Annotated in this window: 33 protein-coding genes and 1 tRNA gene; 29 read left to right on the forward strand and 5 right to left on the reverse strand. The window is 60.0% G+C overall.

Annotated features, from left to right (window positions below; genetic code table 11):
* Window positions 1–3: 3 nt before the first annotated feature.
* From B9Z50_RS10240 to tatC, 17 genes are all read left to right on the forward strand, one after another.
* Window positions 4–246 (forward strand): BolA family protein, encoded by a 243-nt coding sequence (locus B9Z50_RS10240; RefSeq protein ID WP_108363992.1) that lies wholly within the window; start codon window positions 4–6, stop codon window positions 244–246.
* A gap of 38 nt (window positions 247–284) precedes the next feature.
* Window positions 285–1,550, forward strand: a complete 1,266-nt coding sequence (gene murA / locus B9Z50_RS10245) for a UDP-N-acetylglucosamine 1-carboxyvinyltransferase (protein ID WP_108363994.1) — start codon at window positions 285–287, stop codon at window positions 1,548–1,550.
* Entirely contained in the window at window positions 1,547–2,188 is a 642-nt protein-coding gene (gene hisG, locus B9Z50_RS10250) for an ATP phosphoribosyltransferase (RefSeq protein WP_062406349.1), read from the forward strand. The genes murA and hisG overlap by 4 nt, the downstream gene beginning before the upstream one ends.
* A gap of 2 nt (window positions 2,189–2,190) precedes the next feature.
* Window positions 2,191–3,534, forward strand: coding sequence for a histidinol dehydrogenase (gene hisD / locus B9Z50_RS10255; protein WP_108363996.1), 1,344 nt, complete (start codon window positions 2,191–2,193; stop codon window positions 3,532–3,534).
* Entirely contained in the window at window positions 3,531–4,613 is a 1,083-nt protein-coding gene (hisC, locus tag B9Z50_RS10260) for a histidinol-phosphate transaminase (protein ID WP_108363998.1), read from the forward strand. The genes hisD and hisC overlap by 4 nt, the downstream gene beginning before the upstream one ends.
* Window positions 4,610–5,200: an imidazoleglycerol-phosphate dehydratase HisB gene (gene hisB, locus B9Z50_RS10265; RefSeq protein WP_108364000.1), complete on the forward strand. Its 591-nt coding sequence runs from the start codon at window positions 4,610–4,612 to the stop codon at window positions 5,198–5,200. The genes hisC and hisB overlap by 4 nt, the downstream gene beginning before the upstream one ends.
* Before the next feature lie 2 nt (window positions 5,201–5,202).
* Complete coding sequence (gene hisH / locus B9Z50_RS10270) at window positions 5,203–5,859, forward strand: imidazole glycerol phosphate synthase subunit HisH (RefSeq protein WP_108364002.1); 657 nt, start codon at window positions 5,203–5,205, stop codon at window positions 5,857–5,859.
* Between the two features lie 49 nt (window positions 5,860–5,908).
* Window positions 5,909–6,649, forward strand: a complete 741-nt coding sequence (gene hisA / locus B9Z50_RS10275; RefSeq protein ID WP_108364004.1) for a 1-(5-phosphoribosyl)-5-[(5-phosphoribosylamino)methylideneamino]imidazole-4-carboxamide isomerase — start codon at window positions 5,909–5,911, stop codon at window positions 6,647–6,649.
* A gap of 21 nt (window positions 6,650–6,670) precedes the next feature.
* Entirely contained in the window at window positions 6,671–7,528 is an 858-nt protein-coding gene (locus tag B9Z50_RS10280; RefSeq protein ID WP_108364006.1) for a D-hexose-6-phosphate mutarotase, read from the forward strand.
* A gap of 24 nt (window positions 7,529–7,552) precedes the next feature.
* On the forward strand, window positions 7,553–8,353 hold the full coding sequence (gene hisF, locus B9Z50_RS10285; protein WP_108364008.1) for an imidazole glycerol phosphate synthase subunit HisF: 801 nt from the start codon (window positions 7,553–7,555) through the stop codon (window positions 8,351–8,353).
* A gap of 2 nt (window positions 8,354–8,355) precedes the next feature.
* Entirely contained in the window at window positions 8,356–8,745 is a 390-nt protein-coding gene (gene hisI, locus B9Z50_RS10290) for a phosphoribosyl-AMP cyclohydrolase (RefSeq protein ID WP_053171708.1), read from the forward strand.
* A 13-nt stretch (window positions 8,746–8,758) separates the two neighbouring features.
* A complete protein-coding gene (locus B9Z50_RS10295) occupies window positions 8,759–9,127 on the forward strand; it encodes a phosphoribosyl-ATP diphosphatase (protein ID WP_108364010.1) in 369 nt (122 codons plus the stop codon).
* A gap of 9 nt (window positions 9,128–9,136) precedes the next feature.
* Window positions 9,137–9,499, forward strand: a complete 363-nt coding sequence (locus B9Z50_RS10300) for a hypothetical protein (RefSeq protein WP_108364012.1) — start codon at window positions 9,137–9,139, stop codon at window positions 9,497–9,499.
* A gap of 28 nt (window positions 9,500–9,527) precedes the next feature.
* Window positions 9,528–9,884: a histidine triad nucleotide-binding protein gene (locus B9Z50_RS10305; protein WP_108364014.1), complete on the forward strand. Its 357-nt coding sequence runs from the start codon at window positions 9,528–9,530 to the stop codon at window positions 9,882–9,884.
* A 96-nt stretch (window positions 9,885–9,980) separates the two neighbouring features.
* On the forward strand, window positions 9,981–10,226 hold the full coding sequence (gene tatA / locus B9Z50_RS10310) for a Sec-independent protein translocase subunit TatA (RefSeq protein WP_108364016.1): 246 nt from the start codon (window positions 9,981–9,983) through the stop codon (window positions 10,224–10,226).
* Between the two features lie 34 nt (window positions 10,227–10,260).
* Window positions 10,261–10,731 carry a Sec-independent protein translocase protein TatB gene (gene tatB / locus B9Z50_RS10315; RefSeq protein WP_108364018.1) on the forward strand — a complete coding sequence of 157 codons (471 nt, stop codon included), beginning with the start codon at window positions 10,261–10,263 and terminating at the stop codon, window positions 10,729–10,731.
* A gap of 42 nt (window positions 10,732–10,773) precedes the next feature.
* A complete protein-coding gene (gene tatC, locus B9Z50_RS10320) occupies window positions 10,774–11,562 on the forward strand; it encodes a twin-arginine translocase subunit TatC (protein WP_108364020.1) in 789 nt (262 codons plus the stop codon).
* 74 nt (window positions 11,563–11,636) lie between these two features.
* On the opposite strand, the gene B9Z50_RS10325 is transcribed toward tatC, so the two are convergent.
* The gene (locus B9Z50_RS10325) at window positions 11,637–12,797 is read right to left on the reverse strand and encodes a S1C family serine protease (RefSeq protein ID WP_108364022.1); all 1,161 of its coding nucleotides are present in this window, start codon (window positions 12,795–12,797) and stop codon (window positions 11,637–11,639) included.
* Between the two features lie 129 nt (window positions 12,798–12,926).
* Between B9Z50_RS10325 and B9Z50_RS10330 the strand changes: the two genes are divergently transcribed.
* Both B9Z50_RS10330 and pdxA read left to right on the forward strand, forming a co-directional pair.
* Complete coding sequence (locus B9Z50_RS10330; protein ID WP_108364024.1) at window positions 12,927–13,679, forward strand: Nif3-like dinuclear metal center hexameric protein; 753 nt, start codon at window positions 12,927–12,929, stop codon at window positions 13,677–13,679.
* Window positions 13,680–13,697: 18 nt separating this feature from the next.
* Window positions 13,698–14,768 carry a 4-hydroxythreonine-4-phosphate dehydrogenase PdxA gene (gene pdxA, locus B9Z50_RS10335; protein WP_108364026.1) on the forward strand — a complete coding sequence of 357 codons (1,071 nt, stop codon included), beginning with the start codon at window positions 13,698–13,700 and terminating at the stop codon, window positions 14,766–14,768.
* Window positions 14,769–14,778: 10 nt separating this feature from the next.
* Here pdxA and mscL read toward each other — a convergent pair whose 3' ends face one another.
* Window positions 14,779–15,210: a large conductance mechanosensitive channel protein MscL gene (gene mscL, locus B9Z50_RS10340; RefSeq protein WP_108364028.1), complete on the reverse strand. Its 432-nt coding sequence runs from the start codon at window positions 15,208–15,210 to the stop codon at window positions 14,779–14,781.
* Between the two features lie 138 nt (window positions 15,211–15,348).
* On the opposite strand from mscL, the gene petA reads away from it, so the two are divergent.
* The 6 genes from petA (at window position 15,349) to B9Z50_RS10370 (ending at window position 19,482) form a co-directional block, all read left to right on the forward strand.
* Window positions 15,349–15,945 carry a ubiquinol-cytochrome c reductase iron-sulfur subunit gene (petA, locus tag B9Z50_RS10345; RefSeq protein ID WP_108364030.1) on the forward strand — a complete coding sequence of 199 codons (597 nt, stop codon included), beginning with the start codon at window positions 15,349–15,351 and terminating at the stop codon, window positions 15,943–15,945.
* An 11-nt stretch (window positions 15,946–15,956) separates the two neighbouring features.
* On the forward strand, window positions 15,957–17,366 hold the full coding sequence (locus B9Z50_RS10350) for a cytochrome bc complex cytochrome b subunit (RefSeq protein ID WP_108364378.1): 1,410 nt from the start codon (window positions 15,957–15,959) through the stop codon (window positions 17,364–17,366).
* 20 nt (window positions 17,367–17,386) lie between these two features.
* Window positions 17,387–18,151, forward strand: coding sequence for a cytochrome c1 (locus tag B9Z50_RS10355; RefSeq protein ID WP_108364032.1), 765 nt, complete (start codon window positions 17,387–17,389; stop codon window positions 18,149–18,151).
* A 92-nt stretch (window positions 18,152–18,243) separates the two neighbouring features.
* On the forward strand, window positions 18,244–18,855 hold the full coding sequence (locus tag B9Z50_RS10360) for a glutathione S-transferase N-terminal domain-containing protein (protein WP_108364034.1): 612 nt from the start codon (window positions 18,244–18,246) through the stop codon (window positions 18,853–18,855).
* Window positions 18,856–18,898: 43 nt separating this feature from the next.
* On the forward strand, window positions 18,899–19,351 hold the full coding sequence (locus B9Z50_RS10365) for a ClpXP protease specificity-enhancing factor (protein WP_108364036.1): 453 nt from the start codon (window positions 18,899–18,901) through the stop codon (window positions 19,349–19,351).
* A 55-nt stretch (window positions 19,352–19,406) separates the two neighbouring features.
* A tRNA-Thr gene (locus B9Z50_RS10370) sits at window positions 19,407–19,482 on the forward strand.
* A gap of 73 nt (window positions 19,483–19,555) precedes the next feature.
* Here B9Z50_RS10370 and B9Z50_RS10375 read toward each other — a convergent pair.
* Entirely contained in the window at window positions 19,556–19,858 is a 303-nt protein-coding gene (locus B9Z50_RS10375; RefSeq protein ID WP_108364038.1) for a DciA family protein, read from the reverse strand.
* 237 nt (window positions 19,859–20,095) lie between these two features.
* Between B9Z50_RS10375 and secA the strand changes: the two genes are divergently transcribed.
* The 4 genes from secA to B9Z50_RS10395 all read left to right on the forward strand — a co-directional run bounded on the left by secA (window position 20,096) and on the right by B9Z50_RS10395 (window position 25,518).
* Entirely contained in the window at window positions 20,096–22,843 is a 2,748-nt protein-coding gene (secA, locus tag B9Z50_RS10380; protein ID WP_108364040.1) for a preprotein translocase subunit SecA, read from the forward strand.
* A gap of 82 nt (window positions 22,844–22,925) precedes the next feature.
* A complete protein-coding gene (gene argJ / locus B9Z50_RS10385; protein WP_108364042.1) occupies window positions 22,926–24,155 on the forward strand; it encodes a bifunctional glutamate N-acetyltransferase/amino-acid acetyltransferase ArgJ in 1,230 nt (409 codons plus the stop codon).
* Window positions 24,152–25,042, forward strand: coding sequence for an ATP-binding protein (locus B9Z50_RS10390; protein ID WP_108364044.1), 891 nt, complete (start codon window positions 24,152–24,154; stop codon window positions 25,040–25,042). Before argJ ends, B9Z50_RS10390 begins: the two co-directional genes overlap by 4 nt.
* A complete protein-coding gene (locus B9Z50_RS10395) occupies window positions 25,039–25,518 on the forward strand; it encodes an NUDIX domain-containing protein (RefSeq protein ID WP_108364046.1) in 480 nt (159 codons plus the stop codon). Before B9Z50_RS10390 ends, B9Z50_RS10395 begins: the two co-directional genes overlap by 4 nt.
* Window positions 25,519–25,526: 8 nt before the next feature.
* Here the strand turns inward: B9Z50_RS10395 and B9Z50_RS10400 are convergent, their stop codons facing one another.
* Window positions 25,527–25,742, reverse strand: a complete 216-nt coding sequence (locus tag B9Z50_RS10400; RefSeq protein WP_108364048.1) for a DNA gyrase inhibitor YacG — start codon at window positions 25,740–25,742, stop codon at window positions 25,527–25,529.
* Window positions 25,739–26,494 carry a cell division protein ZapD gene (gene zapD / locus B9Z50_RS10405; RefSeq protein WP_108364380.1) on the reverse strand — a complete coding sequence of 252 codons (756 nt, stop codon included), beginning with the start codon at window positions 26,492–26,494 and terminating at the stop codon, window positions 25,739–25,741. The genes B9Z50_RS10400 and zapD overlap by 4 nt, the downstream gene beginning before the upstream one ends.
* Window positions 26,495–26,500: the final 6 nt, after the last annotated feature.

Consider the following 26,500-nt stretch of genomic DNA (forward strand, 5'->3'; position numbering starts at 1 on the left):
CCCATGAACGCTGAGCAACTCCAAGCCATCATCGCCGCAGGCCTTTCGTGCACCCACCTCACGGTGGAGGGCGATGGTCGCCATTGGAGCGCGGTGGTCGTGTCCGAGGCCTTTGCCGGCCTGCGCCCTATTGCACGCCACCAACGCGTTTACGCCACGTTGGGCCAAAAAATGCACACCGATGAGGTGCACGCCTTGTCGATGAAGACCTACACGCCCGCCGAATGGGCTGCGCAAGCGAAATGAACCGAAGGCCTTTGGGCCGCAACGCACAGACCTGATTCATGGACAAACTGAAAATTCGCGGCGGCCACCGCCTGCAAGGCACGCTTGATGTGTCGGGTGCCAAAAACGCCGCCCTGCCGGAGTTGTGCGCCGCTTTGCTGAGCGCCGAACCCGTCACGCTGGCCAATGTGCCGCGTCTGCAAGACGTGTCGACCATGCTCAAGCTGATCCGCAACATGGGCGTGACGGCCGAGCACCACGAAGACGGTCGCGTCACGCTGGATGCTGGGGCTTTGAAGAACCCTGAAGCACCTTATGAGTTGGTGAAAACCATGCGCGCCTCGGTGCTGGCGCTGGGCCCCTTGCTGGCCCGTTTTGGCCACGCCAAAGTGTCTTTGCCCGGCGGTTGCGCCATTGGCTCGCGCCCGGTCGACCAGCACATCAAAGGCCTGCAGGCCATGGGTGCGGTCATCACGGTGGACCACGGTTACATGCTGGCCAGCTTGCCCGAGGGCCGCACGCGCCTCAAAGGTGCGCACATCACCACCGACATGGTCACCGTCACCGGCACTGAAAACTTCATGATGGCCGCGGCCCTGGCCGAAGGCGAGACGGTGCTGGAAAACGCCGCCCAAGAGCCCGAGATTCCCGACCTGGCCGAGATGCTCATCAAAATGGGTGCCAAGATCGAAGGCCACGGCACTCGCCGCATCCGCATTCAGGGTGTGGACCGTCTGCATGGTTGTGAGCACCAAGTGGTGGCCGACCGCATCGAGGCGGGTACCTTTTTGTGCGCGGTGGCGGCCACGGGCGGTGATGTGGTGTTGCGCCACGGACGCGCCGATCACCTCGAAGTCGTGATCGAAAAGCTGCGCGATGCCGGTGCCACCATCGAGGCGGGCGAGGGCTTCATTCGTGTCAAGGCCGATGGCCGCTTGAAAGCCCAGAGCTTTCGCACCACCGAATACCCGGGCTTCCCGACCGACATGCAGGCGCAGTTCATGGCGCTCAACTGCATCGCGCAAGGCGCGAGCAAGGTGACCGAAACCATTTTTGAAAACCGTTTCATGCACGTCAACGAGTTGGTGCGCCTGGGTGCCCACATCCAGATCGACGGCAAGGTGTCGGTGATCGAGGGCGTGGAAAAGCTCTCGGGTGCGACGGTCATGGCGACGGACTTGCGGGCCTCGGCCAGCTTGGTGATTGCCGGCTTGGTGGCCGAAGGCGAAACCATTGTCGACCGCATTTACCACCTGGACCGCGGCTATGACCGCATGGAATTGAAACTGCGCGGCCTGGGGGCCGACATTGAAAGAGTGAAATGATCACGCTGGCCCTGTCCAAAGGACGCATCTTTGACGAAACCCTGCCGCTGCTCAAGGCCGCTGGCATCGAGGTGCTGGAAGACCCTGAAAAATCCCGCAAGCTGATCTTGCCCACCAACCAAGCCAACGTGCGCGTGGTGCTGGTGCGGGCCAGCGATGTGCCCACCTATGTGGAATACGGCGGCGCCGATCTGGGTGTGACCGGCCTCGACACCCTCATCGAGCACGGCGGCCAGGGTCTGTACCAGCCGTTGGACCTGAACATCGCCAAATGCCGCATGAGTGTGGCCGTGCGGGCCGATGACGACTACGCAGCGCTCGTGCGCACCGGGGCACGCCTGAAAGTGGCCACCAAATACACGACCATTGCCCGCGACTTCTTTGCCACCAAGGGCGTACACGTCGACCTGATCAAGCTCTACGGCAGCATGGAGTTGGCACCACTTACGGGCCTGGCCGATGCCATTGTGGACCTGGTGTCGACGGGCAACACGCTCAAGGCCAATCATCTGGTTGAAGTCGAACGCATCATGGACATCAGCTCGCGCTTGGTGGTGAACCAGGCTGCGCTCAAGCTCAAGCAAGCGCCGATTCGCGCCATCATCGACGCCTTTGCGGGCGCAGTGAAGAAAGACTGAACATGGGATTGCACGCCAAACCTTTGCAACTGAACACGGCCGACGCCGGTTTTGAAGCGGCCTTCGCGGCGCGCCTGCATTGGTCTGCCGACACCGACGCCGCCATCGAGCAGCGTGTGGCCGACATCCTGGCCGATGTGCAAAAACACGGCGATGCCGCCGTGCTGGAATACACCCAGCGCTTTGATGGCCTGCAAGCGCCCGACGTGCAGGCGCTGGAGATCACCCAAGCCGAATTGCAAGTCGCTTTGGACAGCTTGCCCGCCGTGCAGCGCGAAGCCCTGCAAGCCGCAGCAAGCCGGGTCCGCCAATACCACGAAGCGCAAAAGAAAGCCTCGGGCGAGAGCTGGAGCTACCGCGACGAAGACGGCACGCTGCTGGGCCAAAAAGTCACGCCGCTCGATCGCGTGGGCATTTACGTGCCCGGTGGCAAAGCCGCTTACCCCTCATCGGTGTTGATGAACGCGATACCCGCTCACGTGGCGGGTGTGCAAGAGATCATCATGGTCGTGCCCACGCCTGCTGGTGTGCGCAACCCGCTGGTGCTGGCCGCTGCCTGTGTGGCGGGCGTGAGCCGCGCCTTCACGGTGGGTGGCGCGCAAGCCGTGGCCGCGCTGGCTTATGGCACGGCCACCATTCCCAAGGTGGACAAAATCACCGGCCCCGGCAACGCCTACGTGGCCAGCGCCAAAAAGCGTGTGTTTGGCACCGTGGGCATCGACATGATCGCGGGCCCCAGCGAAATTCTGGTCTTGGCCGATGGCAGCACGCCCGCCGAATGGGTGGCGATGGATTTGTTCAGCCAGGCCGAGCACGACGAGCTGGCGCAAAGCATTTTGTTGTGCCCCGATGCGTCCTACATTGCCGAAGTACAGGCCGCCATTGACCGCCTGCTGCCCACCATGCCCCGCCGCGAGATCATCGCCAAGTCATTGAACGACCGAGGCGCTTTGATCTTGACCCGCAACATGGAAGAAGCCTGCGCCATCAGCAACCGCATCGCGCCCGAGCACCTGGAGGTGTCGAGCAGCGAGCCGCACCGCTGGGAGCCCCTGTTGCGCCACGCGGGGGCGATCTTTTTGGGCGCTTTCACCAGCGAGTCTCTGGGCGACTACTGCGCAGGCCCCAACCATGTGCTGCCCACCAGCGGCACAGCGCGCTTTTCCTCGCCTTTGGGTGTGTACGACTTCCAAAAGCGCAGCAGCCTGATCGAGGTCAGCGAAGCAGGTGCGCAGCCTCTGGGGCGTATTGCTGCCGAGCTGGCTTATGGTGAAGGCCTGCAAGCGCACGCCCGTGCCGCCGAATTGCGCTTGAACCCTGTTCCCCCCATGCGAGAGCCGACATGACCGTGAGCCCCCAACTGATGCAACGCATCCGCCAGGACGTGCAGTCCATGCACGCCTATGCCATCCAGGATTCGGTGGGCATGGTCAAGCTCGACGCGATGGAAAACCCACACCGCTTGCCCGCTGAGCTGCAAAAAGCGCTGGGCGAGCGACTGGGCGCCTTGGCGCTGAACCGCTACCCCGATGGCCGCGTGAACGAACTGCGCCATGCTTTGGCCCAGCACGCCGGCATGCCCGAAGGCTTCGACATCATGCTGGGCAATGGCTCGGACGAATTGATCTCTTTGCTGGCCATGGCCTGTGATGTGCCCGGTGCCAGCATCCTTTCGCCCTTGCCCGGCTTTGTGATGTACGCCATGAGCGCCCAGCTGCAAGGTCTGGCCTTTCACGGCGTGCCGCTCACCGCCGACTTTGAACTCGACGAAGCCGCCATGCTGGCCGCCATTGCCGAGCACAAGCCGTCCATCGTCTACCTGGCTTACCCCAACAACCCCACGGGCAACCTGTGGAACGACGAGGTGATCGAGAAGATCGTGCTCGCGCAAGGCGCACAAGGCGGCTTGGTGGTCATGGACGAGGCTTACCAGCCCTTTGCCAGCCGCAGCTATATCGACCGCATCACGCGCCATTCGCACGTCTTGCTCATGCGCACGCTGTCCAAGTTTGGCTTGGCCGGGGTGCGCTTGGGCTACATGATTGGCCCCAAGGCTTTGGTGGCCGAGATCGACAAGGTGCGCCCGCCTTACAACATCAGCGTGCTGAATTACGAGTGCGCTCTGTTTGCGTTGGAGCACACCGAGGTGTTTGCAGCCCAAGCGAAAGACCTGCGCGAGCAGCGCACCCGTTTGCTGAATGAACTGGCCGCCATGCCTGGTGTGACCCCGTTCCCGAGCGAAGCGAACATGATCTTGGCCCGCGTGCCCGATGCAGCCAAAACCTTTGACGGCCTGAAGGCCCACGGCGTGCTGATCAAGAACATTTCTAAAATGCACCCATTGCTGGCCAACTGCTTGCGCCTGACGGTGGGCACCGCCGCAGAAAACGACCAACTCCTTGCTGCTCTGAAAGCCTCCTTATGAACCGCACAGCAAACGTGACCCGCAAGACGGCCGAGACGAACATCCGTGTTGCCATCAACTTGGACGGCACGGGCCAAGCCAAGCTGGCCAGCGGCATTGGTTTTCTGGACCACATGCTCGACCAGATCGCCCGCCACGGTTTGATTGATCTGGACATCGCCTGTGAAGGTGACTTGCACATCGACGGCCACCACACGGTGGAAGACATTGGCATCACCTTGGGCCAGGCGTTTGCCCAAGCCATTGGTGACAAAAAAGGCATCCGCCGTTATGGTCACGCCTACGTGCCGCTCGACGAAGCCTTGAGCCGCGTGGTGGTGGATTTTTCGGGCCGCCCTGGTTTGCACATGGACGTGAAGTTCACTTCTGGTTCGCTGGGCTCGCTCGATACGCAACTGGTTTATGAGTTCTTCCAGGGCTTTGTGAACCACGCGCTGTGCACGCTGCACATTGACAACCTCAAGGGCGTGAACGCACACCACCAGTGCGAGACGATTTTCAAGGCCTTCGCCCGCGCCGTGCGTGCCGCGCTCGAACTCGATCCGCGCTCGGCGGGCGTGATCCCTTCCACCAAAGGAAGTCTCTGAGCATGAGCGTCAACCGCGTCGCCGTTGTGGACTACGGCATGGGCAACCTGCGCAGCGTGGCGCAGGCGGTGATGCATGCCGCCTCCAGCGTGGACCATGCCGAAGTCACCGTTACCAGTGATCCGCAAGTCGTGCGCGACGCGCACCGTGTGGTTTTGCCGGGGCAGGGCGCCATGCCCGATTGCATGCGCGAGCTGCGCGAGTCGGGCCTGATGGACGCCGTGCTCGAAGCTGCTGCCAGCAAGCCTTTATTTGGTGTGTGTGTGGGCATGCAAATGCTGCTGGACCACAGCGACGAGGGCGACACGCCTGGCTTGGGTCTGATCCCCGGGCGCGTGGTCAAGTTCGATTTGGCCGGACAAATGCAGCCCGACGGCACCCGCTACAAAGTGCCGCAAATGGGCTGGAACCAAGTCTGGCAAGACAAGCCAGCACATGCCTTGTGGCAGGGCGTTGAGGACGGCAGCTGGTATTATTTTGTGCACAGCTTCTATGCCCAGGTGGCCAACCCGGCGCACAGCGCGGCCCAGACCGACTACGGCGGCCGCTTTGCTTGTGCCATTGCCCGTGACAATATATTTGCCACTCAGTTTCACCCCGAAAAAAGCGCGGCCCAAGGTTTGGCTTTGTTCCGCAACTTCCTCCACTGGCAGCCTTGAGAAGTTTTCACTGCCGTTTCTCAGCCCCTCAGTCTTTTTTTAAATCGCCATGATTCTGATCCCCGCCATTGACCTCAAAGACGGCCACTGCGTTCGCCTCAAGCAAGGCGATATGGACCAAGCCACGACCTTTGGCGAAGACCCCGCCGCCATGGCCCGCACCTGGCTCGAAAAAGGCGCACGCCGCCTGCACCTGGTGGATCTGAACGGCGCGTTCGCGGGCAAGCCGCAAAACTTCAGCGCCATCAAGTCCATCCTCAAGGAAGTCGGCCATGACATCCCGGTGCAGCTGGGCGGCGGTATCCGCGATCTGGACACGATTGAAAAATACATCGACAGCGGACTGCGGTACGTCATCATCGGCACTGCCGCCGTCAAGAACCCCGGCTTTTTGAAAGACGCCTGCACCGCCTTTGGTGGCCACATCATCGTCGGGCTGGACGCCAAAGATGGCAAAGTCGCCACCGACGGCTGGAGCAAGCTCACCGGCCACGAAGTGGTGGACCTGGCCAAGAAGTTCGAAGACTGGGGCGTCGAGTCCATCATCTACACCGACATCGGCCGTGACGGCATGCTCAGCGGCATCAACATCGACGCCACCGTCAAACTGGCTCAAGCCCTGACCATCCCCGTGATCGCCTCGGGTGGCCTGTCCAACATGGCCGACATCGAGCAGCTGTGCGCTGTGGAAGATGAAGGCGTGGAAGGCGTGATTTGTGGCCGCGCCGTGTATTCGGGTGACCTCGACTTCGCGCTGGCGCAGCAACGCGCCGACGAACTCAACGGCTGATCCATCCCCTCGCGATTGCACATGAGCGCTCAGGCCACTTGTCGCGACACCGCGTTCGCGGGCCTGCCCGCTTGCGAATTGACGCTGCCGCAAGGCGACCGCCTGCTGGTGGCGCTGCACGGTGCGCATGTGCTGTCTTGGGTGTCGGGCGGGCAAGAGCGCCTGTACCACAGCCCCCAAAGCATATTGGACGGCCAAGCCGCCATTCGCGGCGGTGTGCCGGTGTGTTTTCCGCAGTTCAACCAACGCGGTCCCATGGCCGAGCGCCTGCCCAAACACGGTTTTGCCCGCAATGTGGCCTGGTTGGCCGATGCGCCCGAACTGGGTGCCGAGCATGCCCGCCTCACGCTGCGCCTGAAGGACAACATCCAAACCCGCGCCTGGTGGCCCCAAGCCTTTGCCTTGGCGCTGCACATCGACCTGAGCCCAGGTGCCGTGCAACTGACGCTGGACGTGCACAACACAGACACCCAAACGCTCGCGTTCTCTGGCGCACTGCACACCTATTTGGCCGTGCCCGACGTGACGCAGGCCACGCTGCAGGGCCTGGGTGGTCAGCCCGAGTGGGATTCACTGACCGACACCCATGCGCCTGCGGCCGACACGATCCGCTTTGCCGCCGAGTTTGACCGCGTCTACGAAGCCGGGCAACAGCCCTTGACGCTGAACGATAGCTTGCAGATCAGCCAAAGCCCCAGCTGGGCCAACACCGTGGTCTGGAACCCCGCACAAGACCTGTGCAGGCGCCTGGCCGACATGCCCGAAGACGGCTGGCGGCACATGCTGTGCGTCGAAGCCGCGCAGGTCTACACACCCATCACTTTGCCTGCAGGTGGACGATGGGTGGGCTGGCAGCGCTTGCAAGTGCTGAAACCCTGAACCCATTCAACAAGAGAAGTCTCCATGCTCGCCAAACGCATCATCCCTTGCCTCGACGTGACCGGCGGTCGCGTGGTCAAGGGCGTCAACTTTGTCGAACTGCGCGACGCCGGAGACCCGGTCGAAATCGCGGCCCGCTACAACGAGCAGGGCGCCGATGAACTCACATTCCTGGACATCACTGCCACCAGCGACGGTCGCGACGTGATCCTGCACATCATCGAAGCCGTGGCCAGCCAGGTCTTCATTCCGCTCACTGTGGGCGGCGGTGTGCGCACGGTGGAAGACGTGCGCCGATTGCTCAACGCCGGGGCCGACAAAACCAGCTTCAACTCGGCCGCCATTGCCAACCCGCAAGTCATCCGCGAAGCGTCGGCCAAATACGGCGCACAGTGCATCGTCGTCGCCATCGACGCCAAGCGCCGCAGCGCAGAGGACGAACAGCGCATCGGCACCCACGGTCTGCCCATGGGCCCAGGCTGGGACGTGTACAGTCACGGCGGCCGCAAAAACGTGGGCCTGGACGCGGTGGCCTGGGCCACCCAAATGGCCGAATACGGCGCGGGCGAAATCCTGCTCACCAGCATGGACCGCGACGGCACCAAAAGCGGCTTTGACCTGCAGCTCACCCGCGCCGTGAGCGATGCCGTGAGCGTCCCCGTGATCGCGTCAGGCGGCGTGGGCAACCTCGACCACCTGGCCGACGGCGTGAGCATTGGCGGCGCCGACGCCGTGCTGGCGGCGAGCATCTTCCACTATGGTGAATACACCGTGCAGCAGGCCAAAGCGCGGATGCGGGAGCGCGGGATTCAGGTTAGGCTATGAGCATGAACTGGCTCGACAAAATCAAATGGGATGACAAAGGCCTGGTGCCGGTCATCGCCCAAGAACAAGGCTCCGGCGACGTGTTGATGTTCGCTTGGATGAACCGCGAGGCGCTGCAAAAGACGGCCGAGCTGAAAAGGGCGGTGTATTTCAGCCGCTCGCGCAACAAGCTGTGGTTCAAGGGCGAGGAGTCGGGCCATGTGCAGACGGTGCACGACATCCGCATCGATTGCGACAACGATGTGGTGCTGCTCAAAGTCACGCAGCTGGGGCACGAGCCCGGCATTGCCTGCCACACGGGCCGGCACAGCTGCTTTTTCCAGAGCCTGCAAGCCGACGAGTGGCAGGCGGCCGATCCGGTCCTCAAAGACCCTGAAACCATTTACAAGTGAACGCCCCAAGCCTATGAGCAACCAAGACATCCTTGACCGCCTCGCGGCCGTGGTCGAAAGCCGCAAACCCGCCAATGGTGGCGACCCCGAAAAAAGCTATGTGGCCCGCCTGCTGCACAAGGGGCCGGACGCCTTTTTGAAGAAGATCGGCGAAGAAGCCACCGAAACCGTGATGGCCGCCAAAGACGTGGACCATGGTGGGGACAAAACCAAGCTGGTGGGCGAGGTGGCCGACCTGTGGTTCCACAGCATGATCGCGTTGGCGCACTATGGCCTGACGCCCGCCGACGTGGTCAACGAGCTGGCCCGCCGCGAGGGCCTGAGCGGCCTGGAAGAAAAAGCTTTGCGCAAAGTCCAAGAGCGCGAGCGCTTGGGGGAGTAAGCTGCGCTCATGAACACACCGCCCGTCGATGACAGCACCCACACCATCAGCTGGGTCAGCTACATCCTGCACCTGATCGTGGCTGTCAGCGCGGTCATTCCTGGGGCGCAGATGGGGCCAGCTTTGTTGGTGGTGGCACTGATAATCGACCTGGTTAAAAAGGGCGATGCCAGTGGGTGGGAAGCCACGCATTTCAGCTACCGCATCCGCACGGTGATCTGGGCGGCCGTGCTGTACCTGGTCACTGCGCCTTTGTGGCTGTTCTTTTTCTTTCCGGGTTGGATGGCCTGGGTGGCCATTTCCATCTGGTTTTTGTACCGCATCGTGCTCGGCATGGTGCGCCTGAATGGCCAGCGCCCTGTGACCGACTGACTTCTTTGACTTTGAAACCGATCAAGCCATGACCGACGCTAACTGTATTTTTTGCAAAATCATCGCGGGCAAAATCCCTTCACGCAAGGTTTACGAGGACGAGCATGTCTATGCTTTCCACGACATCAACCCTTGGGCCCCCATCCATTTCCTGATCATTCCGAAGCTGCACATCCCCTCGATGGTGCAACTGGCGCCCGAGCACGCCGCTTTGATGGGCCACATGATGACCCTGGCTCCCAAGTTGGCCGCGCAGGAGGGGTGCAACCCTTACCCGGACGGCGGTTTCCGCATCGTGGTCAACAACGGCAGCGAGGGCGGGCAAGAGGTGCACCACCTGCACATGCATGTCATGGGCGGTCCTCGCCCCTGGCTGCGGGGTTGAAACGGCGCTTTTGCCCCCCAAATCCTTCCTTCCTCAGGGCCGATCCGAAACCGGGTGTCGATCCCCTTAGAATCCTTAGATCTTTAGGAGATATTCATGGGTACTTTTTCCATTTGGCACTGGTTGATCGTGCTGCTGATCGTGGTCATGGTGTTTGGCACCAAAAAGCTCAAAAACATGGGCTCTGACTTGGGTGGTGCCGTCAAAGGCTTCAAGGACGGCATGAAAGAGGGCGGCACCAAGGATGAGGCTGCAGCCCCTGTGGCCGGTCAGGTCACGTCGTCGACCACGGCTCAGGCCGAAAAGACCACCATCGACGTCGAAGCCAAGACCAAGTCTTGATCGCTTGCACCTTTGAACGACTGAACGCCGCACTGTGTTGGATTTAAGCTTTTCGAAAATGGCCCTGATCGGGGTGGTGGCGTTGATCGTCATCGGCCCCGAAAAACTGCCCAAAGTGGCCCGCACGCTGGGCACTTTGTTGGGCAAGGCGCAGCGCTACGTGTCAGACGTCAAGGCCGAGGTCAACCGGTCCATGGACCTGGAAGAGCTCAAGAAGATGAAAGAGACCATGGAGACGGCGGCTCGCGATGTCGAGCAGACCGTTCAGACCACGGCCTCTGATTTTGAGAAGGACTGGGCCGAAACGACGGCTGGTTTGACCAGCGATTTGCCCTCGATCGAACCCTCCGCGCCTGAGTACAAACGGCCAGAGAAAAACTGGCGTCTCAAACGTGGTGCGGTACCGCAGTGGTACAAAGCCCGCTCAGGGGTGCGCACCAAAGCCCTGTCGGGTGCCGCGCGTGTGGCCCGTTACCGGCCCAAAAAGTCCATCCATTCTGTGTGACGATGGCGCACCTCCGGTGCGCTCCGTCCAACCGACCCCCTCATGTCTGATACCCCTTCTCAGCCCGAAGACGAACTCAAAGGTACCGAGCAACCTTTTGTGGCGCACCTGATCGAGTTGCGCGACCGCCTGATCTGGGCCGTGGCGGCAGTGGCTTTGGCGGCGGCGGCTTTGGCCATCTACCCTGGTCCTGGCGAGCTGTATGACATTTTGGCCGCTCCTTTGGTGGTGCATTTGCCCAAAGGCGCAACCTTGATCGCCACTTCGGTCATCTCGCCGTTCATGGTGCCGCTCAAGATTTTGCTCATGACGGCCTTTTTGATGGCTTTGCCTGTGGTGCTCTATCAGGTCTGGGCCTTCATTGCCCCTGGCCTCTACACGCACGAGAAAAAGCTGGTCATGCCCTTGGTGGTGTCGAGCACGCTGCTGTTTTTTGTGGGCGTGGCCTTCTGTTATTTCTTTGTGTTTGGCCAAGTGTTCAGCTTCATCCAGAGCTTTGCGCCCAAAAGCATCACCGCCGCGCCAGACATTGAGGCTTACCTGAGCTTCGTTTTGTCCATGTTCTTGGCCTTTGGCTTAGCGTTTGAAGTGCCTGTGGCCGTGGTCGTGCTGGCCCGCATGGGCATTGTCAGTGTGCAAAAGCTCAAGGATTTTCGGGGTTACTTTGTGGTGCTGGCTTTTGTGATCGCCGCTGTGGTCACCCCGCCCGATGTGGTGTCGCAGTTGGCTTTGGCCATTCCGATGTGCCTGCTCTACGAACTGGGCATCTGGGCCGCGCAAATTTTCATTAAAAACACCCAAGCCCCCGATGCACCGGCCGATGCGGCTTGAAGTGCTTGAGTTGGGGGAATAAAAAAGGGCCGTAAGGCCCTTTTTTCATGGAGGTTCAAAAGCCTGGGTGAGCTTTAAGGCGCCTGCCTTTTGGGTGCGGGTCTCTCCGCTGGCGTCAGTCGCAGGGACATTGAGGCTTGTTGTCGCCAGATCAGCAATTCGGCAGGCTCGCCAGGCGTGAGGCTGGCGACTTGGTTGAGCAGGTCAGACACACTGCCCACAGGTTGCTTGGCCACTTGCAAAATCACATCGCCTGGGCGCACCCCGGCTTTGGCCGCTGGGCCGTTTTGCAGCACGCCAGCAATGACCACGCCCTGACGGCTTTGATCGGATTTCAAGGGGGGCAGATGGAAGCTTTCGGCAAGTTCCGGCGACAGGTCTTGCGGCTCGACCCCGATCCAGCCTCGGACCACTTTGCCGTTTTGCAGCAAATCCTGCATGACTTGCTTGGCGGTCGAGATTGGGATGGCAAAACCAATGCCCATGCTGCCGCCCGAGCGGGAATAGATGGCGGTGTTGATGCCCATCAGGTGGCCGTTCACATCGACCAACGCCCCGCCGGAGTTGCCGGGGTTGATTGCGGCGTCGGTCTGGATGAAGTTCTCAAAGGTGTTGATGCCCAACTGGCTGCGGCCCAGGGCGCTGACGATGCCCGAGGTCACCGTCTGGCCCACGCCAAAGGGGTTGCCAATGGCCAGCACCACGTCGCCTACTTGCAGGTCTTGCAGTTGGCCCAGCACGATCGCGGGCAAGTTGATCAAAGGCACCTGCAGCAAGGCCAAGTCGGTATCCGGGTCGGTGCCGATCACTTTGGCCAGAGTTTTGCGACCATCGCTGAGCACAACCTCGATGTTGTCAGCGTCTTCAATGACGTGGTGGTTGGTCAGGATGTGACCTTCGGGGCTGACGATCACGCCACTGCCCAGTCCGCCCGGATTTTGCTCTTCTTGCTCGCCATAGAAAAACCGGAACCAAGGGTCCTGGCCGTGTGGGTTTTGGCTTTTGCCTTGGCGCGTGTTGATGCTCACCACTGCAGGCGAGGCTTTTTGTGCCGGAGCGCTCAGGCTGCCGATGGGGCGGTTGCCGCCGACGGCAGGGGGCGCTTGCAGCAGCGTCATGCCGTCCACCGAGCGCTGGGCACCGCGCAGCCATTCGGGTTGCAGCGTGGCCACCACAAACCATATGGCCACCAAAACGGTGACCCATTGGGAAAATAAAAGCCAATAACGTTTCATGGTTTCCGATTGTCCTTGATTCGGTCGCTGCGCACCTCGGTCTTTGAATATCAGGCCATAGGTAAGAGGCTGTGACCAGGGCCTACCTGCGCCACAATCGAGCACTGACGCCAATACCTACGATCCTCTATGACCGATGCCAAAACCTTGGGCCAGGCTTTTGATGCCTTGCTCCAACCCGAAAAGTTCCGCGACTACGGCCCCAATGGCTTGCAAGTCGAAGGCGATCGCCCGGTGCGACTTCTGGTCAGTGGCGTGACGGCCAGCCGCGCCTTGATCGAGGCGGCTATTGAGGCCCAAGCCGACGCCATCGTGGTGCACCACGGTCTGTTCTGGCGTGGCCAGGATGGGCGCGTCACGGGCTGGATGCGTGAGCGGCTGCGCTTGCTCTTGGCGCATGGCATTCACTTGTTTGCCTACCACCTGCCGCTGGACGCCCACCCTGAGTTGGGTAATAACGCCCAGCTGGCCCGTGTGTTGGGCTTGCAGGCCGATGGCCGTTTTGGCGAGCAAGACCTCGGTTTTGTTGGGGCGGGCCAACATGTGTGGGCGCAGGCCCAAGCGCTGGCCGAGCATGTGGCCGCTGTGCTGGGGCGTCCGGTGACCTGCGTGGGCAGCAGCGAACGTCCGGTTCGGCGGGTGGCCTGGTGCACGGGCGGTGCCCAAAGTTACTTCGAGTCCGCCATTGCCCAAGGTGTGGACGCTTTCATCACCGGCGAAATTTCCGAGCCGCAGGCCCATCTGGCACGTGAAACCGGCGTGGCCTTTTTGGCCTGTGGCCACCATGCCACGGAGCGGTATGGCGCCCCCGCTTTGGGCGCGCATGTGGCGCAAGCCTTGGGCATTGCGCACCGTTTCATCGAGATCGACAACCCGGCCTGATGCCATCTTTTTTGTCTTATGAACCTGCCTGAACTGACGCGCCCCATCGCCATCACCCCCGGGGACCCCTGCGGCATTGGCCCTGAAATCATCGCCCGGGCTTGGTGCACCGCGCCTGCGCTGACCCGGGGCTGCTTTGTGGCGGGCGATGTGGGTCTGATGCGCCGCGCCATGGCCTTGGTTCAACCGGCTGTGCGCCACCCAATTTGCGAAATCGAAACGGCAGCGCAAGCCCTGCAGGTGCCCCCAAGGTGTTTGCCTGTGCTGCAGGTGGTGCCGGTGGCGCCCGAGATGCCCTGGGGCCAAGTCGATGGCCGGGCCGGTCAATTGGCGGGCGAGGCTGTGCTCTGGGCTACGCGTGCCGCCTTGCGGGCCGAGGTGGCTGCACTCGTCACTGCGCCCTTGCACAAAGAGGCCTTGCACGCGGCAGGCGCACCTTACGACCAATACCCGGGCCACACCGAGTTGCTGCAAGCCGAGGCGGCCCGGCATGCAGGCGTGACGCTCGCGCAAATGCCGGTGCGCATGATGCTGGCCAACGAGGAGCTGCGCACGGTGCTGGTCAGCATCCATGTGTCCTTGCGAGAGGCGCTCGACGCGATCACGGTGGACCGGGTTTTGGAGACCTTGCGCATCACCCATACAGCATTGACGGCTTTGTTGGGCCGCCGGCCCCGCATGGGGGTGGCAGGTGTCAACCCGCACGCAGGCGAGGGGGGCTTGTTTGGACGCGAAGAAATCGAGGTGCTTGAGCCTGCCTTGTTGCAGGCCCGCCAACAGGGCTTGGATGTGCACGGCCCCTTTGCGCCTGATACGGTCTTCATGCGGGCCCGCCAAAAACCGAATGGCCAGCGTGAGTTCGATGTGGTGGTGGCCATGTACCACGACCAAGGCTTGATTCCCGTCAAGTATTTGGGCGTGGAGCAGGGGGTGAACGTGACCTTGGGCCTGCCCTTGATCAGGACCAGCCCCGATCACGGCACCGCCATGGACGTGGCCGGTCAGGGCGTTGCAGACCCCTGCAGCATGGTCCAGGCCATACGCATGGCCCGCCAGTTGGTGGTGGGCGTGGTCAGCGCCTCGGCTTGAAACGGGCTGGTCAGGCTTTGTTTTTCAGGCTGTCACGGATTTCACGCAGCAGCAGTACGTCTTCGGGCGTGATGGGCGCAGCCTCTGGCGCTGCTTCTGGCTTTTGGGTGGTCTTGAGGCGGTTGATTTGCCGCACCATCACAAAAATAACAAAGGCCAAGATCAAGAAGTTCAAGGCCACCGTGACGAAACTGCCGTATGCAAAAACGGCGCCCAGTTTTTTGGCTTCTGCCAAGGGCAAGCTGGTCGCCTGACCGGCCAGTGGCAGGTAGTAATTGGCGAAATCCAGACCGCCGAACACCAGGCTCACCAAAGGCATGATCATGTCCGCCACAAGGGAGTCGACGATCTTGCCAAAAGCAGCCCCAATGATCACGCCCACAGCCAGGTCCATGACATTGCCTTTCAAGGCAAAAGATTTAAATTCTTGAGTAAAAGACATCTAAAAAATCCAAAAAGTTAAAGGCGATGGCTATTGTGACCTATGTCAAAGGAAGCTTATCCATTTGTAAGTCACCAGCTTGTTTCAGTCCGCTACAATCCCGGGTTGACCCTGATAACGACCCGCTAGAGGATTCCCATGAGTGACACCCCAGTCGACAGCAGCAAGCGGACCTGGCTGATAGCCTCCACTTGCGCAGGTGCCGTAGGCGCTGGCTTTGTGGCCACCCCCTTCGTCAGCAGCTTCCAACCCTCCGAGCGGGCCAAAGCGGCCGGTGCGGCCGTCGAGGTGGATATTTCCGCCTTGAACCCGGGCGAAAAGCTCACGGTCGAATGGCGTGGCAAGCCCGTTTGGATCATGAAGCGCTCGCCTGAGCAGCTCGAATCCCTGAAAAAAACCGAATCTCAGTTGGCCGATCCGGCCTCTGACCGCACCGCGTATCCCACACCCGAATACGCCAAGAACAGCCACCGCTCGATCAAGCCAGAGATCATGGTGGCTGTGGGCATTTGCACCCACTTGGGTTGCTCGCCAGCTGATAAGTTCGCCGCAGGCCCTCAGCCATCGCTGCCAGATGATTGGAACGGCGGCTTTTTGTGCGCTTGCCATGGCTCCACCTTCGATCTGGCTGGTCGGGTGTTCAAGAACAAGCCCGCACCCGACAACCTCGAAGTGCCACCTCACATGTACCTGTCCGACACCAAGCTGCTCATTGGTGAAGACAAGAAGGCCTGATGGAGAACAACATGGCTCAATTCAAAGAAATTTCTCCAAACGCCCCCGCTGGCGAGAAGCTGCTCAATTGGGTAGACAACCGCTTTCCTGCTTCCAAGCTGTACAAGGAACACCTGTCCGAGTATTACGCGTCTAAAAACCTGAACTTTTGGTATGTTTTCGGCGCGCTGTCCTTGTTGGTGCTGGTGATCCAGATCGTGACCGGCATCTTCCTGGTCATGCACTACAAACCAGATGCTGCATTGGCGTTTGCTTCGGTCGAGTACATCATGCGCGATGTGCCCTGGGGTTGGTTGATCCGCTACATGCACTCCACAGGCGCTTCGGCCTTCTTTGTGGTGGTGTATTTGCACATGTTCCGGGGTTTGATGTACGGCTCGTACCGCAAGCCGCGTGAGTTGGTCTGGATTTTCGGCTGCGCCATTTTCTTGGTGCTCATGGCCGAAGCCTTCATGGGTTATCTGCTGCCTTGGGGCCAGATGTCCTATTGGGGCGCCCAGGTGATCGTGAACCTGTTCTCGGCCGTGCCCGTCATCGGTCCTGACCTGGCTTTGCTCATCCGTGGCGACTTTGTGGTGGGCGATGCCACCTTGAACCGCTTCTTCAGCTTCCACGTCATTGCTGTACCTTTGGTGCTGCTGGGCTTGGTGGTGGCGCACATCATTGCGCTGCACGAAGTCGGCTCCAACAACCCCGATGGCGTGGAAATCAAGGCTGCCAACGCCCCCAAAGACGCCAAAGGTAATCCTTTGGACGGCATCCCTTTCCATCCTTACTACACCGTTCACGACATCTTCTCTGTGAGCGTGTTTTTGATGGCATTCAGCGCGGTGGTGTTCTTTGCCCCCGAATTCGGTGGTTACTTCCTCGAATACAACAACTTCATTCCAGCGGATCCGCTGACCACGCCGCTGCACATTGCACCTGTGTGGTACTTCACCCCGTTCTATTCCATGCTGCGTGCCATCACCACCGAGATGATGTATGTGCTGGTGTTGTGCGTGGTGGTTGGCGCTTTCTTGGCTGTCGCCAAAGGCAAACTGCCCAGCGTGCTCAAAGCCGGCTTGGTGGGCGCAACGGTCGTGATCTGCGCTTTGCTCTTGACCATTGATGCCAAGTTCTGGGGCGTGGTGGTCATGGGCGCTGCTGTGATCATTCTGTTCTTCTTGCCATGGTTGGATTACAGCCCTGCCAAGTCGATCCGCTACCGTCCTGATTGGCATAAATATGTCTACGCCGTGTTTGTGATCAACTTCCTGATCCTGGGTTACCTGGGCGTCAAGCCGCCCTCACCCATCGGTGAGCGCGTGTCCCAAGTGGGTACCCTGTTCTATTTCGGCTTCTTCTTGCTGATGCCTTGGTGGAGCAAGCTGGGCACGTTCAAACAAGTGCCTGACCGCGTGACCTTCACGCCTCACTGAGATCACGGAGATTCAAGAACATGAAAAACCTCAAGAAACTCGCATTGAGCTTTGTGATGGCGCTGGGCCTGGTGGCCGGTGCCCACGCTGCAGGCGGCGGTATTGCCTGGGACAAGGCGCCTCAAAAGACCAACGATTTGGCTGCCTTGCAAAATGGCGCCAAACTGTTTGTCAATTACTGCCTCAACTGCCACTCGGCAGCCTTCATGCGCTACAACCGCCTGCGTGACATTGGCTTGACCGATCAGCAGATCAAGGACAACTTGATGTTCGCCACCGACCGTGTGGGCGACACCATGAAGGCCGCGATCGATCCCGTGCAGGCCAAAGAGTGGTTTGGTAAGAACCCACCCGATCTGACCTTGATGGCTCGTTCGCGTTCAGGCCCAGGCGGTACAGGTGCTGATTACCTCTACACCTACATGCGCACCTATTACCGAGACGACACCAAGCCCACGGGCTGGAACAACTTGGCCTACCCTAACGTGGGCATGCCGCATCCTCTGTGGGAACTGCAGGGTGAGCGTCAGCCGATCTTCGAAGAAAAAGAAGAGCACGGTCACAAGGTGCAGATCTTCAAGGGTTGGAACCAAGTCAAGCCTGGCACGATGACACCCCTGCAATACGACCAAGCCATTGGTGACCTGGTGGGCTACATGCAGTGGATGGCAGAGCCCGCCCAAAACACCCGAGTGCGTATTGGTGTTTGGGTCCTGATTTTCTTGTCCTTCTTCACTTTCATTGCCTGGCGTCTGAATGCCGCGTATTGGAAAGACGTCAAGTAATTGATCTTCCACCTGGCCGCATGGCCGGGTTCTTTGGAGTGGCAGGCCCTTGCGGCCTCCCACTCTTTTTGATTTTTTGAGGAGCCTCCGCCATGATGGTGCTTTATTCCGGTACGACTTGCCCTTTTTCACACCGCTGCCGCTTTGTGCTGTTCGAAAAAGGCATGGACTTCGAGATTCGCGATGTGGACTTGTACAACAAGCAAGAAGACATCAATGTGATGAACCCCTACGGTCAGGTGCCGATTCTGGTCGAGCGTGACTTGATCCTGTATGAGTCGAACATCATCAACGAGTACATTGACGAGCGCTTTCCGCACCCTCAATTGATGCCCGGCGACCCGGTGGACCGTGCCCGCGTGCGCTTGTTCCTGCTCAACTTTGAAAAAGAGTTATTTGCTCACGTGCTGACGCTGGAAAACCGAGCCCTCAAGGGCAATGACAAGGCCTTGGAAAAAGCACGCGCGCACATCCGTGACCGCTTGACCCAATTGGCACCTGTTTTCCTGAAAAACAAGTTCATGCTGGGCGACAACTTCTCCATGCTGGATGTGGCCATTGCCCCATTGCTCTGGCGTTTGGACTATTACGGTATCGAGTTGAGCAAAAATGCGGCCCCTCTGCTCAAGTACGCTGAGCGTATTTTTTCTCGCCCTGCCTACATTGAGGCGCTGACGCCCTCCGAAAAGGTCATGCGCAAATAAGGGCGGGTGTTTTCGGTAGAACAATGGCGATGGAGGACAAAGCATGATCAGCAACACCGAACTGCCATCAACCAGGCCTTACCTGATTCGCGCCCTGTACGATTGGTGCTCCGAAAACGGCTTCACACCCTATGTGGCTGTCAAGGTGGACAACACGGTGCAGGTGCCGCGTGAGTATGTGCAGGGTGGCGAGATTGTGCTGAACGTCAGCATGGACGCCACCAGTTCATTGAAGTTGGGCAACGACTTCATTGAGTTCAAGGCCCGCTTTGGCGGCAAGCCGCGTGAAATCATGGTGCCGATCCACCGGGTCATGGCCATTTATGCGCGAGAAAACGGACAAGGCATGGCTTTTCCAGTCAGCGATGAAGAAACGGCCCCTGCTGCTTTGTCATCGATCGAAGGCCAAGCTCTTGACAGTGCCGACAGCCATGAAAAGCCAATAACGCCCAGTCCGAGCAGCTCTGGCAGGCCCGCACTCAAGCGGATCAAATAAAAAAAACGAGGTCCTGCGCAAAGTGGGCCTCGGAGCACGTTAGAATTCAGCCCGTGCCGCTTTAGCTCAGTTGGTAGAGCACCCGCCTTGTAAGCGGTAGGTCGTCAGTTCGAATCCGACAAGCGGCACCAAAATATCAGCCCTGACCGTCAAAAGTCAGGGCTTTTTTGTGCCCAAAAATTGGTGGCTGAAAAGGGCGATGCCTTAACGGTTTTGTACCTTGATGCGGATCGAGGTCACACCCATACTTTTGCTGTTGAGGTGGGCTTGGAGTGCTGGCAGCAACTGCCGCAGTTTGGCGGCCACGGCATTGGAGCTCACCAACAAGCACCATGTACCGTCTTCAATAGGGCCCGCCTGGATACCCGCTCGCAAAGGCGCAGGCAGCAAGCTGCGAATGGCTAGCAGTCGCTCGGAAGACTCTTTCACCCGACCCATGAGCAGGGCAAAGGTGGGTGATTCTTGAGCGGCTTGTTGCAGTGGGATTGCTTGGTGGCGTCTTTGCATGGCGTGTCTTTGGCGTTGATTATCTGGCAAGGCCTAAGGCTTGGGCTCTGCGCCTTGAAAAGGCCATCGAGGAGGGTTAGTCAAGCGGCTAAAATGGTCCGGTTATGCAGATCGCCCTGAGGCGGACTGCCGAGTTGCTGGGGCCATGGCTCCGCCAACCTGGAATTCATGAAACTTTTAAAGACAGGATAGACGGTCTGTTTTTCAGTCCTTGTGCTGAAAGTGGATCTAATTGACATGGCCATCCCATTCCTCACCAAAATTTTCGGCAGTCGCAACGATCGCCTGCTCAAAACTTACCGCAAAACCGTCGAACGCATCAATGCCTTGGAAGCAGGACTCGAAAGCTTGAGTGACGACGAGCTGAGAGTCAAAACCCAGACATTCCGGGACCGTGCTGCCGCAGGTGAGAGCCTGGACGCCTTGCTGCCCGAAGCATTTGCCGTGGTGCGCGAGGGCTCCAAGCGCGTCATGAAGATGCGTCACTTTGATGTGCAGCTCGCCGGTGGCATTGCGCTGCACAACGGCAAGATCGCCGAGATGCGCACGGGTGAGGGCAAAACCCTGACGTCCACGCTGCCCGCCTACCTCAATGCCATCGCAGGCAAGGGCGTGCATGTGGTCACGGTGAACGACTACTTGGCCAGCCGGGACGCCACATGGATGGGCAAGCTCTTTAACTTCCTGGGTCTGACGGTCGGCATCAACTTGCCGCAACTGCCGCGCGAAGAAAAGCAGGCCGCCTACAACGCCGACATCACCTACGGCACGAACAACGAATACGGTTTTGACTACCTGCGCGACAACATGGTCTACGAAGCCCATGACCGTGTGCAGCGCCCCCTGAACTATGCCATCGTGGACGAGGTGGACTCGATCCTGATCGACGAGGCCCGCACACCGCTGATCATCAGCGGTCAGGCCGAAGACCACACTGCCACATACCTGGCGATGAATCAGGTGGTGCCTTTGCTGACCCGACAGGAAGGTGAGGCCGATCCGCGAACTGGCGAGGGCATCATCACCCCCGGTGACTTCACGGTGGATGAAAAATCGCACCAGGTCTTCTTGACCGAAGACGGCCATGAAAAGGCCGAAGCAGTGCTCTCGCAAATGGGCCTGATCCCTGAGGGCGCAAGCCTTTACGACCCGGCCAACATCACGCTGATGCACCACCTTAATGCCGCTTTGCGTGCGCAGCACCTGTACCACCGCGACCAGCACTATGTGGTTCAGGACGGTGAGATCGTCATCGTGGACGAATTCACCGGCCGCCTGATGACCGGTCGCCGCTGGAGCGATGGTTTGCACCAAGCTGTGGAAGCCAAAGAAGGCGTTCAGATCCAAGCTGAAAACCAGACGCTGGCCTCGATCACCTTCCAAAACTATTTCCGCCTGTACAACAAGATCGGCGGCATGACGGGCACGGCCGACACCGAGGCTTATGAGTTCCAGGAGATCTACGGTCTGGAGACCGTGGTGATTCCTCCGCACCGCAAAAGCCAACGCGACGACCAGCTCGACCGCGTGTACAAGACCTCACAGGAGCGCTACAACGCAGCCATCGCTGACATCCGCGAATGCCATGAGCGTGGCCAGCCGGTGTTGGTGGGGACCACCTCGATTGAAAACTCGGAGCTCATTGCCCAGCTGCTGACCCAGCAAAAGCTGCCCCATCAGGTGCTCAATGCCAAGCAGCACGCCCGTGAGGCGGACATCGTGGCCCAGGCCGGTCGCCCCGGCATGATCACCATCGCGACCAACATGGCCGGTCGTGGCACCGACATCGTGCTGGGCGGCAACATCGAAAAAGATGTGCAGGCCATCGAAGCCGATGAGAGCCTGTCTGAAGCAGCCCGCCAGGACAAAGTGGTCCAGTTGCGCGAGCAATGGAAAGTGGTGCACGAGCAAGTCAAGGCCTTGGGTGGCTTGCGCATCATCGCCACAGAGCGCCACGAGTCGCGCCGCATTGACAACCAGCTGCGCGGCCGTTCGGGCCGCCAGGGTGACCCCGGATCTTCACGGTTTTATCTGAGCCTGGACGACCCGTTGATGCGCATTTTTGCGGGCGATCGCGTGCGCTCCATCATGGACCGCTTGAAGATGCCCGAGGGCGAGGCCATTGAGGCGGGCATCGTCACACGCAGCATCGAGAGCGCTCAGCGCAAAGTTGAGGCCCGCAACTTTGACATCCGCAAGCAGCTGCTGGAATACGACGATGTGTCCAATGACCAGCGCAAGGTGATTTACCAGCAGCGCAACGACATTCTGGATGCGCAGGACATGCACGCCCAGATCACGGCGCTGCGCGAAGGCTGCTTCACTGATTTGGTGCGTCAGTTTGTGCCGGTCGAATCGGTGGAAGAGCAGTGGGACTTGCCCGGCTTGGAAAAAGTTTTGGCCGAAGAGTGGGGCATGACACTGGACTTGCAAGGCAAGGTACAGGCCTCGAGCGCCATTGCAGACGAAGACCTGCTGGAAATGGTAGTCACAGCAGCCCATGCGCAATTCCAAACCAAGCTCGACCAAGTGGGAGCCGAGAATTTTGTGTCCTTTGAGCGCATGATTTTGTTGCAAAGCATCGACACCCACTGGCGTGAACACCTGAGCGCTTTGGATTACTTGCGGCAGGGGATTCACCTGCGCGGCTATGCCCAAAAGCAGCCCAAGCAAGAATACAAGCGCGAAGCTTTCGAATTGTTTGGCCAGTTGCTCGATGCCGTTAAAAACGAAGTGACCAAAACCTTGATGCTGGTGCGCATCGATTCGGGTGACCAGATGCAGCAAGCTGCCCAAGCCATTGAAGAGCGGGCCGAGCAAATCAGCAACGTGACCTACAGCGCCCCGGATGAGACCGGGCAGCCGCAAACCGTGGCGGCCGACCTGGCAGGCTTGCAGCAAGCCTTTGGACCTGTGGGCCGCAATGAGCCTTGCCCCTGCGGCAGTGGCAAGAAGTTCAAGCAATGCCACGGCAAGCTCGCCTGAGTGCGACGAACGAACAAAGCGGGCTTCGGCCCGTTTTGTCCTTGTGCCGTCTGAATACCGTTTGTTTTCCTGAAGGATGTTTATGCCCGTGAATTTGCCCCCACTGGACCCCGCACAACTTCAGCCCATCGCGGGCGTGCGCATCGGCATCGCCCAAGCGGGTGTGCGCAAAGCTAACCGCAAGGACCTCACGGTGTTCTTGTTGGATGAAGGCGCCAGCGTGGCAGGTGTGTTCACCCGCAACCGCTTTTGCGCCGCACCTGTTCAGGTCTGCCGTGAGCACCTGGCTGCAGGTCCTGCCATACGGGCTTTGGTCATCAATACCGGCAACGCCAACGCGGGCACGGGTGTACCGGGACTGGCCCATGCGCGCCAAACCTGTGAGGCTTTGGCCAGCTTGCTGCAGTGCATGCCCGCGCAAGTACTGCCTTTTTCGACCGGCGTGATCATGGAGCCGCTGCCTGTGGACCGCATCGTGGCGGGTTTGCCTGCCGCCTTGGCCGACGCACAAGCTGCCCACTGGGCCACGGCGGCCGAAGGCATCATGACCACTGACACCGTGCCCAAAGCGGCCAGCGTACAGGTGCAAGTGGGTGGCAAGACCGTGAGCATCACTGGCATCAGCAAGGGCGCGGGCATGATCCGCCCCAACATGGCCACCATGCTTGGCTTTGTGGCCACCGATGCATGTATTGCCCCATCTCTGCTGCCAGAACTGGCCAAGCGCCTGGCCGATGGTTCGTTCAACCGCATCACCATCGACGGCGACACATCGACCAACGACTCCTTCATGCTGATCGCCACCCACAAGGCAGGCAACACACCCATTACCTCACTGGACAGCGCCGACGGCCAGTCCTTGGTGCAGGGCTTGATGCAAGTGGCCCGCCAACTGGCGCATGCCATCGTGCGCGATGGCGAGGGCGCGACCAAGTTCATCACGGTGCAGGTCGAAGGCGGCCGCACGGGCGAAGAGTGCCGCCTGGTGGCTTATGCCATCGCGCACTCGCCCTTGGTCAAAACCGCTTTCTTTGCCAGCGACCCGAACTTGGGTCGCATCTTGGCCGCTGTGGGATACGCCGGTATTGAAGACCTGGACCAGGGCCTGATCGAGTTGCACCTGGACGATGTGCATGTGGTTTCGCAAGGCGGCCGCCGCGCCGAGTACCGCGAAGAAGACGGTCAGCGCGTCATGAAGGGCAGCGAGATCACCGTGCGTGTGGGCCTGGGCCGTGGTACCGCCAGCGACACCGTGTGGACCTGCGATCTGAGCCACGATTACGTCACCATCAATGCGGACTACCGTTCATGAACACGCCTGCAAGCTCAGCCTTGGACCAACTGCTGGCCAAAGTCAGTCAGTTGGTGGACCGCATCGAATCGGTCTTGCCCCAGCCCCTGTCGGCCCCCGATTGGACCCAGGCCATTGCTTGGCGCTACCGCAAGCGTTCGTCTGGCCACGGCGTGCTCGAACCTGTGCGCCATGTGGCGGCCATGACGCTGGATGACCTCAAGGAAATCGACGACCAAAAAGAAAAGCTGCAACGCAACACCGAGCAGTTTGTGCACGGCCGCCCGGCCAACAATGTGCTGCTGACTGGCGCACGCGGCACCGGCAAGTCCTCGCTCATCAAGGCGTGCCTGAACACCTACGCGCCGCAAGGTTTGCGATTGATTGAAGTGGACAAGGAAGATCTGACCGATTTGCCCGACATCATCGAAGTGGTGGCGGGCCGCCCCGAAAAGTTTGTGGTTTATTGCGATGATTTGAGCTTTGAAGACGGCGAGCCGGGCTACAAGGCGCTCAAGTCCATTTTGGATGGCACCGTGGCGGCCTCGACTCCCAATGTGCTGGTGTACGCCACCAGCAACCGCCGCCATCTGCTGCCCGAGTACATGAGCGAGAACCTCACCTACAAACACACCGAGGATGGCGAAGTCCATCCGGGTGAGGGCGTTGAAGAGAAGATTTCCTTGTCGGAGCGCTTTGGCTTGTGGATCAGTTTCTACCCCTTCTCACAAGACGAGTACTTGACCATTGCCGGCCAGTGGCTCAACGCTTTGGGTGCCACGCCCGCGCAGATCGAGGCTGCTCGCCCCGATGCATTGCTCTGGGCTTTGGAGCGCGGCTCGCGCAGTGGCCGCGTGGCCTACCAGTTTGCGCGGGACATGATGGGCCGCCAAGCCGACCTCGCATGAGCACAGGCCTGCTGGTCGCCGATGGTGAACGCGAGCGGGAAGACCTGAACGCAGGCCAGGCCGAGCGTGCCGTGGTCGATGTGGCGGTGGGTGTGCTGATGCAAGGCGAAGCGTTCTTGCTGACCTCGCGCCCCGAAGGCAAGGTCTATGCGGGCTACTGGGAGTTTCCGGGTGGCAAGCTGGAGGCTGGCGAATCGGTCGAGCAAGCGCTGCGCCGTGAGTTGCAGGAAGAACTCGGCATCACCATCGGTGCAGCCCAAGTCTGGAAAACCCAGATGGTCGATTACCCGCACGCGCTGGTGCGTCTGCACTTTTGCAAGGTGTGGGACTGGCAGGGTGAGTTGCAGATGCGCGAAGCGCAATCACACGCTTGGCAGTCTCTGCCTGTGGCCGTGGTGCCTGTGTTGCCGGGCACTGTGCCCGTGTTGGCTTGGTTGGCGCAAGAGCGCGGCTTCAGCGGCCCGACGCACGCCTGAGCACCACCTCACTGCAAACGCGGATCGCCAAAGGTCTCGTCGGGTGGGGTGTCGTCAGGCAGTTTGAATTCTTCGCTCGCCCAGGCGCCCAAATCCACACCTTTGCAGCGTGCGCTGCAAAACGGGCGGTAAGGGTTGGCGGGGCTGTAAAAGCTGTTGCCTGCGCAGGCCGGGCAGCGCACTTGGCGGGGCGCGAAGTCTTGGGACTGGTTCGAGTTGCTCATGCGCACAAAGTCATCTCAAAGGGCACGTCGTCGGTGGTGGCCACCAATTTGCCATCGCTTTGCTGACGCATCATTCGGATCACCACCAACAAACGGTTGCAGCTGATCTCGGGCGTGATGCCCAAAGAGGGGTCGATTTTCAGGCGAAGCAACTGAAAGGTGCGCCCTTGGGGCAGGTTCTGTTGCAGCTGTCCGCCTGTGGCCATGACTTTCTGGCTTGCACCGGATTCACGCAGCATTTGCAGCAATTGCTGAATGGCTTGAGCCCAGGGTGCCAATGGCAGAGTCCATTGGGCCAAATCCTGGGTGCGGCTGGCTGCATCGTGGTGCCGCCATGCATGGTAGGCAGGGAGGTCAAACTCGCAAGTGCCACCGGGGATGGCCACCCGGCTTCTGAGGGCCATCAGGAAATCGTGTTCCGTCAGGCTTTGGCCCATTTTCCCGACCACTTCATTGAGGGCTTCAAAGTGGTGGTCAAGTTGAGCGATCAGTCCGTCTAACGCTTTTTCAGAAATCGCAGGATTGCCCCGGTAAGCACTGAAGACTTGCTTTTGCCGCTCCAGGTCCTTGAGTACTTCGGACTTGAGTTCCGAGCGCGCACCCACCTCCATGATTTCAAACAGGGTGGTGAGGGCGAAATGGTGGTCCAGCGCCTGATCTCGTCCGATCAGTTGACCCAGACGAGAAAACAGCTGTTGCAGACGCAAATAGGTGCGAATGCGTTCATTTAGTGGGTATTCGTACAGGATCACGCGGCA

The sequence above is a fragment of the Limnohabitans sp. Bal53 genome, from assembly GCF_003063355.1.
Taxonomy (GTDB): Bacteria; Pseudomonadota; Gammaproteobacteria; order Burkholderiales; family Burkholderiaceae_C; genus Limnohabitans_A.

Excerpts from the sequence above, each read along its gene's own strand:
- B9Z50_RS10240 (WP_108363992.1), top strand. The coding sequence starts at position 4 with ATGAACGCTGAGCAACTCCAAGCCATCATCGCCGCAGGCCTTTCGTGC.
- murA (WP_108363994.1), top strand. The coding sequence starts at position 285 with ATGGACAAACTGAAAATTCGCGGCGGCCACCGCCTGCAAGGCACGCTT.
- hisG (WP_062406349.1), top strand. The coding sequence starts at position 1,547 with ATGATCACGCTGGCCCTGTCCAAAGGACGCATCTTTGACGAAACCCTG.
- hisD (WP_108363996.1), top strand. The coding sequence starts at position 2,191 with ATGGGATTGCACGCCAAACCTTTGCAACTGAACACGGCCGACGCCGGT.
- hisC (WP_108363998.1), top strand. The coding sequence starts at position 3,531 with ATGACCGTGAGCCCCCAACTGATGCAACGCATCCGCCAGGACGTGCAG.
- hisB (WP_108364000.1), top strand. The coding sequence starts at position 4,610 with ATGAACCGCACAGCAAACGTGACCCGCAAGACGGCCGAGACGAACATC.
- hisH (WP_108364002.1), top strand. The coding sequence starts at position 5,203 with ATGAGCGTCAACCGCGTCGCCGTTGTGGACTACGGCATGGGCAACCTG.
- hisA (WP_108364004.1), top strand. The coding sequence starts at position 5,909 with ATGATTCTGATCCCCGCCATTGACCTCAAAGACGGCCACTGCGTTCGC.
- B9Z50_RS10280 (WP_108364006.1), top strand. The coding sequence starts at position 6,671 with ATGAGCGCTCAGGCCACTTGTCGCGACACCGCGTTCGCGGGCCTGCCC.
- hisF (WP_108364008.1), top strand. The coding sequence starts at position 7,553 with ATGCTCGCCAAACGCATCATCCCTTGCCTCGACGTGACCGGCGGTCGC.
- hisI (WP_053171708.1), top strand. The coding sequence starts at position 8,356 with ATGAACTGGCTCGACAAAATCAAATGGGATGACAAAGGCCTGGTGCCG.
- B9Z50_RS10295 (WP_108364010.1), top strand. The coding sequence starts at position 8,759 with ATGAGCAACCAAGACATCCTTGACCGCCTCGCGGCCGTGGTCGAAAGC.
- B9Z50_RS10300 (WP_108364012.1), top strand. The coding sequence starts at position 9,137 with ATGAACACACCGCCCGTCGATGACAGCACCCACACCATCAGCTGGGTC.
- B9Z50_RS10305 (WP_108364014.1), top strand. The coding sequence starts at position 9,528 with ATGACCGACGCTAACTGTATTTTTTGCAAAATCATCGCGGGCAAAATC.
- tatA (WP_108364016.1), top strand. The coding sequence starts at position 9,981 with ATGGGTACTTTTTCCATTTGGCACTGGTTGATCGTGCTGCTGATCGTG.
- tatC (WP_108364020.1), top strand. The coding sequence starts at position 10,774 with ATGTCTGATACCCCTTCTCAGCCCGAAGACGAACTCAAAGGTACCGAG.
- B9Z50_RS10325 (WP_108364022.1), bottom strand. The coding sequence starts at position 12,797 with ATGAAACGTTATTGGCTTTTATTTTCCCAATGGGTCACCGTTTTGGTG.
- B9Z50_RS10330 (WP_108364024.1), top strand. The coding sequence starts at position 12,927 with ATGACCGATGCCAAAACCTTGGGCCAGGCTTTTGATGCCTTGCTCCAA.
- pdxA (WP_108364026.1), top strand. The coding sequence starts at position 13,698 with ATGAACCTGCCTGAACTGACGCGCCCCATCGCCATCACCCCCGGGGAC.
- mscL (WP_108364028.1), bottom strand. The coding sequence starts at position 15,210 with ATGTCTTTTACTCAAGAATTTAAATCTTTTGCCTTGAAAGGCAATGTC.
- petA (WP_108364030.1), top strand. The coding sequence starts at position 15,349 with ATGAGTGACACCCCAGTCGACAGCAGCAAGCGGACCTGGCTGATAGCC.
- B9Z50_RS10350 (WP_108364378.1), top strand. The coding sequence starts at position 15,957 with ATGGCTCAATTCAAAGAAATTTCTCCAAACGCCCCCGCTGGCGAGAAG.
- B9Z50_RS10355 (WP_108364032.1), top strand. The coding sequence starts at position 17,387 with ATGAAAAACCTCAAGAAACTCGCATTGAGCTTTGTGATGGCGCTGGGC.
- B9Z50_RS10360 (WP_108364034.1), top strand. The coding sequence starts at position 18,244 with ATGATGGTGCTTTATTCCGGTACGACTTGCCCTTTTTCACACCGCTGC.
- B9Z50_RS10365 (WP_108364036.1), top strand. The coding sequence starts at position 18,899 with ATGATCAGCAACACCGAACTGCCATCAACCAGGCCTTACCTGATTCGC.
- B9Z50_RS10375 (WP_108364038.1), bottom strand. The coding sequence starts at position 19,858 with ATGCAAAGACGCCACCAAGCAATCCCACTGCAACAAGCCGCTCAAGAA.
- secA (WP_108364040.1), top strand. The coding sequence starts at position 20,096 with ATGGCCATCCCATTCCTCACCAAAATTTTCGGCAGTCGCAACGATCGC.
- argJ (WP_108364042.1), top strand. The coding sequence starts at position 22,926 with ATGCCCGTGAATTTGCCCCCACTGGACCCCGCACAACTTCAGCCCATC.
- B9Z50_RS10390 (WP_108364044.1), top strand. The coding sequence starts at position 24,152 with ATGAACACGCCTGCAAGCTCAGCCTTGGACCAACTGCTGGCCAAAGTC.
- B9Z50_RS10395 (WP_108364046.1), top strand. The coding sequence starts at position 25,039 with ATGAGCACAGGCCTGCTGGTCGCCGATGGTGAACGCGAGCGGGAAGAC.
- B9Z50_RS10400 (WP_108364048.1), bottom strand. The coding sequence starts at position 25,742 with ATGAGCAACTCGAACCAGTCCCAAGACTTCGCGCCCCGCCAAGTGCGC.